The sequence below is a fragment of the Corynebacterium sp. HMSC078H07 genome (genome assembly GCF_001812805.1).
GTDB lineage: Bacteria > Actinomycetota > Actinomycetes > Mycobacteriales > Mycobacteriaceae > Corynebacterium.
Genome location: NZ_KV810467.1, coordinates 1 through 11,187 on the forward strand (window position 1 = coordinate 1; position 11,187 = coordinate 11,187).

Below are 11,187 nucleotides of genomic sequence, written 5' to 3' on the forward strand. Positions count from 1 at the left end.
CCACGGTGTTACTAGATACCCCTGCGCAACACCCAGTCAACGTAAAGCTCTTGCCCTGGCTCATGGGTGACAACGTCGACAAGATCATTAGCACGGAGAAATTCACTGAGCCCACTGCAAAACTGGGAGTACTGGTACTTTGTCTTGTCCGTCGGACACGGCTGCGACAAGTAGTCCATCCACAGCTTATGCCTGGTCACATGCTTTGTACTTTTTAACTTGCGTGCAAGAGCATGAAAATCAGGCTGGTCATAGGACATCGTCCGCTTACTCCGGCCATCACTGAATCGATCATCGAACCATCCCGGTGGAAGTTGACGGAAACGCTCTGGAGTTAGTGCCTCATCGTTGATGACTTTCTTTGCTCGGGATACTTCTCGTCGTGAGCATCCCAATGCGTGTGTGATCTGCGCGTAGCTAGCACCATCAAGGCACATCGCGATGATCTGCTTGAAATTGGCCACAAGGACCAGCTCCTTCCAAGTAGAAGTTGACGCAACACCAGCGGATTGTGGTGTCGCCAACATCAACTATGAAAGAAAACCTTCTTGCAGTACCGGGCACGCGGATCACCGGTACCAACTACGCAGACTCGCGGTACCAACTACCCCAAATCGACAGCGCTACCGGATAGTCACGACACTGCTACCAAATAGCCGGTCGCAACATTGGTTATGCAGTTAGCAAAATAAAACAAGAAACTAACCAATAAGATACCATCTATATGAGAGACTCCCGGCCTAAAGTGCGTTAATTTTGTCATGCCAGGCTGGTTGTATTCTGTTTAAGACATCACGACCTTACTCCAGTACAGCGAGCTATTGTCAATCGCTTTCGCGCCGAGCTCGAAGTAAATAGAATAACGTAGCAGCTATCGGACTTGCTTTGGTGCGCTGACTATCAACAGAAATTCATTAAGAATGGACGAAGAACAGCCCAGAATAGCCTAACTGATAGATACATACCCCCGCAGACGGATTTAATCCAGCTCAAGCATTACCGGTAGTCTAAAACGGAATTTCCTAATCGATTAGATCTTGAGAAGGAGCGTTCGAGGAAACGATGACCTTCGTCGGGGCCAAACACGGAATCGACTGGTGGTGGGGTAATGCGTCCGTCTGACACCATATCGAGAGCCTCGAGTAGATCATCCTTGGAACCAAGGCAGTTTCCGATAAGCGAGAGATTCTTGACTATCATCATATTAAAAATATAATCGGAATTTAAAGCATGCTCAGAGACAGTATCTCTAATACCCTCGTCGAGAGCTGGGTGCTGGCGTACACGGCCACACGAAATATAGCGGCCATGCTGACTCATTAACGTCACTGCTGAGGCTAAGTGCAAATCAAAAAAAGGGTCGAAAACCACGTTCACACCTCCACTAGAGACAATGTCACGGGCGACTGCGTCATTCGGGAAATGCTCTCCATGAACCACAGGTACAAGAGTGACGTTATCCGGCAAAATAGACTTCTCATCATCAGTCCACATAGAAGTAGAAGTAGCCCACACCCGTGCTCCAGTAGCTTTGAGCATGGAAATCACGAATAACGAAGTCACCGAACGTGCGCTCGTGACGAGTACGCGGTCGTCGGTACTTATGCAACCCTTTCGAACCATGCTGTGAGCGGTTTGACAACCTAAAGAGAGGCCTGCAGCAATAGTCGTCGGGATAGCGTCTGGAACTGTCACCAGTTTCGACTCATGGAGGATGAGCCAGCCAACGGAGGCGTGGTTGGTGGCGATACCTGGAACCACCCCCTCCGCGGGGGCATCCGGGAACTGCGCATTCGGGATAACACGATCGCCTTCTGCTACCCCAGCGACCTGCACTCCAATGGCGATGACGGTCCCGCAGAACTCGGATCCGAGAAAAGTCACCTGTTGGGTATCAACATCGGAAGCTGCCAGCCGGTCAAGTTCAGAAAGCACAATAGCTTTGTCACGATAATTACATGTTAACGCATCTACCCGAATGAGAACGCTGTTCGGATACGCCACGGGATCGAACTCGATTCGTCCGATATCTAGTACGCCAGTAGTGACAGTGTAAGACCCTACGGAAACATCGCCGGTAATGGCGAGGCCAGAAACAGGGGTGGGTAGGTTCTGTGGGGTTAGAGCCAGTACTTTCATCGAGTTCCTTGCGGGAGTTCGTAGGAGTTGCAGTCTAAATCAGAAAGGGCGAGCAGAGCAACTACGTAGGGCATGGGCACCGTTTATATTCTAGTCTTCGTTTGAGATAAGCGCACAAGCGTAGGCAGCCTGGCTGAGGATAGTATCGGAGTAAAACACATAGGTCAGATAATCATGCAAGTGAAGTAACCATCGCAGCCCGGCAATGAGACCAAGATGGCTCCGCGGCGTGGTGGAGTGCTCTAACAGGGCGATGACAACTGGATCCTCGAATGAATGGGAATTGGGATCTACCTGTGCAAGAATTTCGATTTGTTCCCCTAATAAAACACCTATTTCCCAGTCTGGTGGCCCGAAGCATACCTCGTCGACCAACACGTGGATGCTTCGGCTGTCTGTGGTAGGGAAGAGCTCAGAGCAGCTGGCAGATCCAAGCACTCTGACACTGTGCTTGGTTGTGATGAGCTGCTCGACACGATCCCGATCTGCTGGGGTTAGGAGGTAGGTAACATAGTCGCGAAGTTTAGCCGCTGGCTCGCTCAGTGTATCGGCGGTCCACCACTGGTGCAGTCGCTGTAATGCGGTAGGTTCGAAGCTATCATTCTCCTCCGGCAAGGCACGGATATGAGGTAGTCCGGTAAGGAAAGTGTTGACTAGGGCTGCTATGTCCTGCCTGTCTGCTCCGATCAATGATCTATGTGACAGACTAGACTCCGTCGGCAACAAGAAAAGGCGGGATTGGTCGTCAATGTTATCCGGCAGCACCCACCGCAGGTGCGGTTCCACGGGCAACTCCGCGCCCACAGAGGGCGGTATCCATTTAGGAGCAAGAGGCCCGGCGGCGCGGTGAAGCATCAGACGCCCGTCGCGAATGATGATTAGGGTGCGGCGCAGTGGCGTCTCCGATTGCTTGACTATTTGTATTCGCGTACTCATTGATATCGTTCCAAAAGTGGCCGCACGGTCATTCCCGAGCATCGCGGAGCGCCTCGGCCATCATCGTGAGCGCGTTCGGGAATGAAGCAGGAGCAGTCCCGTTACGAGAGCGGGTATGGACACTGAAAGCATCAACCGGATCTAGTAGATAGATGTTCGACCGCTCAGCTAGCATCTCGACATGAGACGAATAAACCGGCTGGCTGGTGGCCCCCGGAGGCACGGCCGGACACACGACTACTGGGCTACTGGTGCTTTGGATAGCCAAAACAGACGGTGAGTCACCACGTCCTAGTGCAATTCTCGACAGGTAGTCAAAGGTACACGGGTGAACAATGATCCCATCGGCCCACTCGGCGAGATCCACGTGAAGAGCGCCAGCATTGGAGTCCTCCCAGGTATCGATATCAACTCTGTGACCAAGGAGAGCGCTCAGCGCTTCGTTACTGACGAAGCGCTGAGCACTACGAGTAAGTATTATTCGTAGTGCTACTTGAGCCGGTATCTGCCTCACCCAGTTTATCCAGAACGGACTGGATGCTGTACTGATAGACCCTGTGAGCACCCAAAGTAACTTCCTTCCGTCCAAATTATCGAGGTCACTAGAGCCACTGGGAAAAACGCCGCTGTGCGGTTCATTAGTAATCATGACGGATATCACTTCGCTGGGACTTCGACTTGTTCAGATAGATCTGCATCGGTAGCAGAATGACTATCGCAACAATCAACCCTAGCCACCAAGGGAAAGAAGTCACGAAGACTAAAACAAGAAGCAAAATCATAATGATGGCGCTAGCAACAGTGACAATAGAGCGTGTAGTGGAGGTATTCAGAGTAATCGTCCTTTTCTTTTAAAATGGCATAGCGACCAGATGGATTTAGGTGGAAGAGAGGGCTTCTCTCACGGAGACAGTGGTACCGCTACGCAAAACCGAGTTCGAATAAATTCGTCCTGCAAGCGCGACCGCTGCAGTCAATGTCAGCAGAGCTACCACCAGACTAGCCAGCAACTGCCACACCGCAACATCACCGACGGTAACAAATACCGGCATTGCGAAGATGTTGGTTACAGGTGCATAGGCTAGAACTTCCAGCACGGTGCTGGTTGGCGTTTCGAGGGCCAAAAATACGACCGAAGCAAACGGAATCATCAGGAGTAAATAAACCGGCTGAGTGGCGGTAGAGACATCATCCGGGTGATCTACACGAGCAGCCATCGCAGCCATGAAGGAAGCCAGCAGCGGGACACCGATTAGGACACTGATCGTACCAACAACGACTAACTCGATGGAGAGTCCCTCAAAGGAAATACCATCGCCAAAGAGTTCTACCCCTCCCCAGGTAGCAGCAAGGACCAAAGCAGCCTGGAGAATGCCAATGATAGTGACCGCGAGGATCTTTCCAGCCAATAACTGCCACGGACGCAACGTCGCCAGCAGAATCTCTACAACACGTGTAGTTTTTTCCTGGACTACATCGCTGGCCATGGTTGCTCCCCACAGGAGCACAATAAAAACAATTATCACGCCTATGGCCAGAGCGAAAAGTAGCGTTGTCGTATCAACTAATTGTTCGAGGATAACTGGAGTAACGGTAGCCTCGGAGACAGTCTCGGCCAGTTCATCTGGGCTAGCGCCGGCTTCAATCGCGGAGGTGGTTAGCGCTTGAGTTGTTAACAATGTCTGCAATGCCTCCAGCGACTGGGGACTTACCGCCTCTGAACTGACTAGAGACCAGCCGCCATCAATCGCGGGACTCAGATAGGCGTCAACATCACCGTTAACGACGAGAGTCTCAGCTTCGTTTTTGTCCAATACTTCCCGGATTGACCAAACGCTCTGAGCGCCTGACTTAAGAAGCTCTGTGAGTCCACCGGACTCTGGTGGAATCGCAATGGCTAAGGTCCGATCATCTCTCCGGTTAATCACAGCCGGGGTAAAGAAAGCGATCACCGCGAAAGCGATGGTGCTCCACAGGTATCCCGGAGTCAATAATTTAGCCTTCAGCTCACGAAGTAGCACCGCAACGACTACGGACCAGCGGCTAGAACCTGTAGCGCGCACCAGCTGCGGACGCTTATTAGGGGGGGATTCAGTATGTACTAGGAGGGGTTTTTCTAGCTGTGACATAGCGTTTCCTTTAGATATAGCGAGACGAGGCCTCGGTCGCGTTATTCTGGTCTGCATGCAAGGCTGTTGCGGTGGTTAGAGGGCGCATCGTGCCGGACATGGCAGTGGCATAAATCTCAGTTAACGGTGGCCTCCACTGGTAAAAGGCGGTGAGCTTGCCGTTACGGCTGATAACGTCAACGATTGTCTGCTCATCGAAGTGATCGGGAACTTGGAGACGTGTACGATTACCTCTCTCCGCTGAGACAGACAAAAGTGAGGCCTTATTTCCGAGAGATGCCTGTAGTTGAGATAGCCAAGTATCCCGGGCAACAGGAGTCTCGATAACAAATTGTCTCCCGACCGCACTACCTAATTCCTCATAGGTGCCCTGCGCAATGATACGACCATCGCGCAGGATTCCTATCCTGTCGCAGAGCTTCTCGACAAGTTCAAGCTGATGACTTGAAAAGACGACTGGAATGCCCCTACCGGCTTCTTCGCGGAGAATGTCGGCAATAGTCTCCACGGCACTTGGGTCTAATCCTGAGAACGGTTCATCCAAAATGAGGGCAGTCGGTTCATGCACTAAGGCGGCAGCTAACTGTACGCGCTGCTGGTTACCAAGACTCAGCGATTCAAGTAGACTACCGGAACGATCCGAAAGGCCTAAACGATGGAGCCAATAATCTGCGGCTGCACGAGCCGAACGAGTGGCAATACCGTGAACAACACCAAAATATGTCAGCTGATCAATCAGCGTCATCTTCGGATAGAGGCCGCGTTCCTCGGGCATGTAGCCGATCTTCGATCGCACACGGTCATCAATGGGGTCTCCATATAGCGTTACCGTACCGGAGTCTGCTTCGCTAATCCCAAGCATAATACGCATAGAGGTGGTTTTTCCGGCACCATTACCGCCAACATATCCGTAAAGCTCACCTGGAAGTACTTCGAGACTAACCTCGCGAAGTACCTGTCTGGAGCCGTAGTTCTTACTGATATTATTAAGCTGAAGCATAGCGCTTCCCTTTCATATGTAGCCGTAGTTACGAAGGTACAACATGTTGTCATATATATGCAATGTTTAGACGAAAGTGCCCAGTAAAAAATATCGTTCAAGCAAGTATAAAATGCTAGTATTGCGAACATGCGAAGGAAGAAAGAGGTGCGCCCGCTTTACAATCGGCTCCGCGTTCTGCGGGCTGGGATGGGACTATCTCGCCAAGCCTTAGCTAACAAGGTGGACGTTAACCACCAAACCATTGGCGCATTGGAGCGAGGTGAACACAACCCATCACTTGATCTGGCGATGGCGATTTGTGAGGTGTTCGATCTACCTATTGAGGCAGTATTTAGCAGGGAACCTTTCTCCTATTCGCCGGACGATTTTAAGTAGAATTCCGCAACTGGCTGGCTATACGGAAACTATCAAGTTCATCAGCATGGAGGTCTTCAAGGCAATGGAGATAAGAATAACAGTGACAATAGTCGCTGCAGCACTCTCTTGGATCGTGCTACTCCGCGAAATTCTGACACTAACATTCGGCTCACTGACCTGGTGGGTGTCTCTCATTATATTCATCGTCTGTTGGCAGATTGCCCGGTTCACGACCCGAGATATCGCTGAAACCCACTCCAAGTATCTAGACGAATACGAGAGCATACTCAAGTCACAGGCTTTTAACTTTGGATTCTGGACGGCCATCGGGCTCGGCGCTGTACTAATGATTTTCCTTGCGATCATCGGCCAATCCAGTGGAGCCTGGGCCCACAGTATCCTTCATTCTGCATGGCAACTCATCCTAGGTGTGTACCTGCTGATCGCTGCTGCGCCGACTTTCTATCTGGGCTGGACAAGCCGGGCAGTCACATAAGGATAACCTTAATTCCGGGTTCGACAGTTCGAGCCTGGATCCACCACATAGCTAACACGCAAGGACCCGCAGACAATGCAATTACCTGCACCACAGATCACCCTCGATAATGGAGTTCGGATCCAGACCCTTCCCGGACCATCACCGGCGACCGCAGTCATCGCAGTTCATGTCCGCTCCGGTTTCCGTACTGAACCCGAAGGATTACCTGGTCTAGCCCACCTCTTCGAACACATGCTTTTTGAACGAGCCTCCGGCACTGCGGACGACTCTTTCCTTGCAACTCTCAGCAAGATTGGCGGGTATGCCGCCGCGCACACTCGCCACAACTACACCGAGTTCTTTGACGTTATCCCGCGCAGCCACCTTTATGACGTACTTACACTCGAAGGAAACCGGTTCTTGGCAGACCCGCCCGGAGCCGACGCCATTCATAACCAACTAAAAATAATCAACGCCGAGATACTCGAAGTTACCCGCAGCACTCCCACCGGCGGTTTCCCATGGATGCAACTGCCAGAAGTGATGTACACCCACTGGGAGAATACCCACGATGGGTATGGTGACGTTAACGCATTAGCACGCGCTTCTATTGACGATATTCAGGAGCGGTTCTATCACGCTTATGCTCCGGCTAATCTCATCGTCACAGTGGCTGCTGACGATCTTACCGAAGCTGAAAAAAAACACTCTCACCCAACACTTTGGAGCTATCCAAGAGCGAACAGCACATACACCGGTCTTCCGGAAAGAACCGCAGGCCACGGCAGATCGTCACAGCGATAGCGTTCACCCTATCTGCCCGCAGTCGACAACCTCAGTCGGGGTAACGCTTCCCGATCCCATTAAGGAACCCCAACTCTACCGCGGCAGCACCGCCCTAGGGACGCTGATCAGCATTCTGTCCGGCCCAGGCGGCCCCCGACCGCAGACAGGTTGGTTTAGTCGCCCGCTCGACACTGGCACCCCCGACGCATGGATCGTCACCGCGCCAGCTCACGGAGACACACCAGGTGCAAATTTGACCGAGATTATCCGGACAATCCTAACGCCTTGGGCTGCCGGCGATATCACAGACGAGCAGCTTACCCTGCTTACTGCACAGTTGCGCATCGACAGCCAGCGGCGGGCTCAAGCTCCTCACTTCACCGCCCGCACAGCCGGAGCGAGGAGCCTCTTATATACGGCCCCGGAGAACGTCTTTGAGGCAGACTGCTACTACCGAGGTGTCCACCGTAACGACCTTGTTGCTGCAGCTAAGTGGCTGCTCAATCAACCTGTTGCTAGTGTGACTATTAGAAAGGAAAACCCATGATCTTCCTGCCACCACACGCTCACACCACCACCACGCATGGGGCCGAGGTTCATGTCTTTTCCACAGCCCGCTGTGAGCTTGCTGAAGTTCGCGCGACAATCCCTCTGCTCCGGGAGTCTGCAGGAGACGCCGCGGCTGCTGCAGCATTGGAAAAATTCGCTTTGCAGCCAAACTTTCCCTCACAGCACCGTTACAGGGACATGTTATTGCAAAACGGAGCCGAGTTCAACGTCTCGCTGATGACCGATAAACTCTTTATCAGTGGCATCTGCCCTCCTGATAAAATCGCCAAGTGCCTCTCCATAGTGTTCGAAGCATGCCTCTCCGTCCCCACAGATTCCGAGTTTAGACATCTTCAGCACGCCACACAGACACACACCCAGATGCTATCCGAAATTCCAGATATATTATTGCACACTGAGAATCTGCGTCGTCGCTGGGGCAACCACCCTTTCGCCTGGAAAACCTCTACTATACCCGCTCTACAACAGCTAACACGCTCTAGTTATGCCACTTTCGTCACAGAACGGATCGGTGTTGCAGATTCTCAATTCGTCATCTGTGTCAGCATTCCAGATGACAGGCGGCTGCTCGATAAGTTCGCTACCAAGATCGCTGACGAGGTATGTCATCTACCAGCCCACAATCTTCGACAGTATCCCGAAACAAATATTCCCCCAGTAGACCCGGGTTCCTACCAACTAGCTTGCGATGGTTCCCATACCGTCGCTACCATGCAACTCATGATGCCTGCCCCGCTGCGAACTTCATCGGACCATGCAGCATTCCGTGCAGCGGCCACTATTCTTGGCGGCTACCCAAATTCACGTTTACTCACTCAACTACGCGATAAACTTGGCATTGTCTATCAGGTCTCCAGTCACACCGATGACTACCGTAGCGCAGCTAATCTGACTTTCTCGCTAAAAACACCACTAAATTTACGCCAGGAAACGGCAACACGCTTTACAGAAAGCATCACAAACTTCATAAAGCATGGGCCAACTCAGGAGGAAGTCAATGATGCTGTCCGGTTCCTCATTAACTCCACCGCTGTCAGCTGGGCCAACCCAGCGGGATTCGGATCCGCTCAGGCGGCGCTTTTAAGCACCGGAGCCAACTTGGGATATTGGAACCATCTCGCCAGCGCTCTCGCAGGATTGACTGCCGACGATGTTGCTCAGGCAGCGGGACGTTACATGGCCGAGGATACCCGTATCCTAGGTAGTATTGCCAGACCATGACCTCATCGAGGACGGCATCGGTAACTGCGGAAATCGTCTCATGGGAAATATCGACCCGCATCGCCGTTGCCATATGGTGCTGGATGTCCCTAATTGTCATCCCACCGGCGTACAAGCTGACGATCATGTCATCGACATCAGTCAATCTCCTAGAACCTTTATGGACCATAGTCGGCAAGAATGTTCCAGCCCGATCCCTCGGGACATCAACGGTCACTGGCCCGTAGTTAGAATCCACGGTCTTTGGATACGACCCGTTGCGGTGATTGTCTGTCCCAGCAGCAGCTTTAGCGCTCCTGTCGCCAGACTCGTAGCCCAGGTGGGCATCCATTTCAGCGTTGAGTCCCCTGGTAATCGAGGCCTGCAACATGCCGCGAACCAAGTCATTGGCATCCGTTGTAGACGTGCCTAGGTCGTCAATCAGCTTCGCGATTTCAGGGTTAGCAAGCAGCTTCTTTTCAATCGCATCAATCTTTGCCTTATCAGCCGGCTCTCGTCGTGCCACAGTAGTCATTCTGGTCCATCTCCTCATGCAGGTTGGGAACCCACACACAAACCATCAGACACTCTCAGTGCCGATAATGCCCTGGCAGAATCATTTACCGCCACCATAAAGCGTGAAGTTCTGCGTGATCGGAAAGTCTTTGACAATCCCATCATCTGCCGCCAAGAAGTCTTCCGATGGTGCATGCGCTACAACACGCGCAGACGACACTCCTGGTGCAACCTTCTAGCCCCCGATGACTTCGAAGCACTCACATCAGCTACACTGCCCCAAGCAGCATAGCTAACCCCCGACGTGTCTACCTTCCGGGGGTCAGGCCCAAACGCTTTTGAAAAAGTCCTCAACGCCAACAAGATCCAACAGAAAAATGGCCGTCCAGGGCATCCCCAAACCCAAGGGAAAATCGAGCGATTCCACCAAACCCTCAAAAAATGGATCAACGCCCGACCACCCGCTAAAACCATCGCTGAACTGCAGACACTTCTCGACAAATTCCGCGACTACTACAACACCACACGCCCCCACAAAGCCCTAGGCCGACGCACCCCACACCAGGCCTACACCACCGGCGCCAAAGCCACCCCAGCCCACAATCCGACACGAGAGTGGCGCGCCCGAAACGAGGTCGTCCGGGACAACGGCAAAACCACCGTGCGCTACGCCGGCAAAATCTCCCACCTAGGCATCGGCCGCAAATGGAAAAGACAGAAAATCCTCATGGTCATCGTTGACAACCACGTCATCACATCACTAGCCGAAACTGGCGAAGTCATCACCGAGCACTACATCGACACCAGCCGCAACTACCAAAAGCCCTACTGGAAACAAACAGACCCACCCCTAGACCCCAAATAACAACAAAACCGGCACCTCAGAACAAAACAAACTGAGATGCCAGTTTGTCAACGATGTCGCGACTCATGACAATGGCGGTGGCGGCGGTGTCCGAGTTCACGACATATTTGACACCCTGTTCCTGCGAAGGCAGTCCTGATACTTGACAGGTGAGTCGCGACAAACTTGACACTAAGCCCACCCTTACCGTGTCGAATGATGCTTGACA

At 52.4% G+C, this 11,187-nt stretch carries 10 protein-coding genes and 3 pseudogenes; 6 read left to right on the forward strand and 7 right to left on the reverse strand.

Translation table 11 applies throughout. The annotated features are described in order from the left end of the window. Positions 1-11: 11 nt before the first annotated feature. The 5 genes from HMPREF2875_RS04625 to HMPREF2875_RS04645 all read right to left on the reverse strand — a co-directional run bounded on the left by HMPREF2875_RS04625 (position 12) and on the right by HMPREF2875_RS04645 (position 6,204). Positions 12-464, reverse strand: coding sequence for a hypothetical protein (locus HMPREF2875_RS04625; protein WP_246817031.1), 453 nt, complete (start codon positions 462-464; stop codon positions 12-14). Positions 465-996: 532 nt separating this feature from the next. Next, complete coding sequence (locus HMPREF2875_RS04630) at positions 997-2,139, reverse strand: alcohol dehydrogenase catalytic domain-containing protein (protein ID WP_070670759.1); 1,143 nt, start codon at positions 2,137-2,139, stop codon at positions 997-999. A 964-nt stretch (positions 2,140-3,103) separates the two neighbouring features. Next, positions 3,104-3,724, reverse strand: a complete 621-nt coding sequence (locus tag HMPREF2875_RS14125) for a flavoprotein (RefSeq protein ID WP_083311847.1) — start codon at positions 3,722-3,724, stop codon at positions 3,104-3,106. Between the two features lie 229 nt (positions 3,725-3,953). Then, complete coding sequence (locus HMPREF2875_RS04640; RefSeq protein ID WP_070670763.1) at positions 3,954-5,204, reverse strand: ABC transporter permease; 1,251 nt, start codon at positions 5,202-5,204, stop codon at positions 3,954-3,956. 10 nt (positions 5,205-5,214) lie between these two features. Continuing rightward, positions 5,215-6,204, reverse strand: a complete 990-nt coding sequence (locus tag HMPREF2875_RS04645) for an ABC transporter ATP-binding protein (protein ID WP_070670765.1) — start codon at positions 6,202-6,204, stop codon at positions 5,215-5,217. 129 nt (positions 6,205-6,333) lie between these two features. Between HMPREF2875_RS04645 and HMPREF2875_RS04650 the strand changes: the two genes are divergently transcribed. From HMPREF2875_RS04650 to HMPREF2875_RS14080, 4 genes are all read left to right on the forward strand, one after another. Then, positions 6,334-6,582, forward strand: a complete 249-nt coding sequence (locus tag HMPREF2875_RS04650) for a helix-turn-helix transcriptional regulator (protein WP_141754574.1) — start codon at positions 6,334-6,336, stop codon at positions 6,580-6,582. A 46-nt stretch (positions 6,583-6,628) separates the two neighbouring features. Next, complete coding sequence (locus HMPREF2875_RS04655) at positions 6,629-7,060, forward strand: hypothetical protein (protein WP_070670770.1); 432 nt, start codon at positions 6,629-6,631, stop codon at positions 7,058-7,060. A 75-nt stretch (positions 7,061-7,135) separates the two neighbouring features. Beyond that, complete coding sequence (locus tag HMPREF2875_RS04660; RefSeq protein WP_083311849.1) at positions 7,136-7,846, forward strand: M16 family metallopeptidase; 711 nt, start codon at positions 7,136-7,138, stop codon at positions 7,844-7,846. A gap of 912 nt (positions 7,847-8,758) precedes the next feature. Then, positions 8,759-9,619 carry a M16 family metallopeptidase gene (locus HMPREF2875_RS14080; protein ID WP_256389690.1) on the forward strand — a complete coding sequence of 287 codons (861 nt, stop codon included), beginning with the start codon at positions 8,759-8,761 and terminating at the stop codon, positions 9,617-9,619. Here the strand turns inward: HMPREF2875_RS14080 and HMPREF2875_RS04665 are convergent. Further along, a pseudogene (locus HMPREF2875_RS04665) lies at positions 9,606-10,133 on the reverse strand (transposase); the annotation flags it as partial. The gene HMPREF2875_RS14080 and the pseudogene HMPREF2875_RS04665 sit on opposite strands and share 14 nt — an antisense overlap. A gap of 57 nt (positions 10,134-10,190) precedes the next feature. Here HMPREF2875_RS04665 and HMPREF2875_RS13460 point away from each other — a divergent pair. Together HMPREF2875_RS13460 and HMPREF2875_RS04670 are read left to right on the forward strand one after the other, a co-directional pair. Then, a pseudogene (locus tag HMPREF2875_RS13460) lies at positions 10,191-10,406 on the forward strand (integrase core domain-containing protein); the annotation flags it as partial. 33 nt (positions 10,407-10,439) lie between these two features. After that, positions 10,440-10,979: pseudogene (locus tag HMPREF2875_RS04670) on the forward strand (integrase core domain-containing protein); the annotation flags it as partial. 16 nt (positions 10,980-10,995) lie between these two features. On the opposite strand, the gene HMPREF2875_RS13805 reads toward HMPREF2875_RS04670, so the two are convergent. Then, on the reverse strand, positions 10,996-11,187 hold a 192-nt coding region (locus HMPREF2875_RS13805), incomplete at its 5' end, for a hypothetical protein (RefSeq protein WP_210388151.1).

Coding starts and splice junctions, on each gene's coding strand:
- HMPREF2875_RS04650 (WP_141754574.1), top strand. CDS start 6,334: ATGCGAAGGAAGAAAGAGGTGCGCCCGCTTTACAATCGGCTCCGCGTT.
- HMPREF2875_RS04645 (WP_070670765.1), bottom strand. CDS start 6,204: ATGCTTCAGCTTAATAATATCAGTAAGAACTACGGCTCCAGACAGGTA.
- HMPREF2875_RS04640 (WP_070670763.1), bottom strand. CDS start 5,204: ATGTCACAGCTAGAAAAACCCCTCCTAGTACATACTGAATCCCCCCCT.
- HMPREF2875_RS04655 (WP_070670770.1), top strand. CDS start 6,629: ATGGAGGTCTTCAAGGCAATGGAGATAAGAATAACAGTGACAATAGTC.
- HMPREF2875_RS04630 (WP_070670759.1), bottom strand. CDS start 2,139: ATGAAAGTACTGGCTCTAACCCCACAGAACCTACCCACCCCTGTTTCT.
- HMPREF2875_RS14125 (WP_083311847.1), bottom strand. CDS start 3,724: ATGATTACTAATGAACCGCACAGCGGCGTTTTTCCCAGTGGCTCTAGT.
- HMPREF2875_RS14080 (WP_256389690.1), top strand. CDS start 8,759: ATGCTATCCGAAATTCCAGATATATTATTGCACACTGAGAATCTGCGT.
- HMPREF2875_RS04660 (WP_083311849.1), top strand. CDS start 7,136: ATGCAATTACCTGCACCACAGATCACCCTCGATAATGGAGTTCGGATC.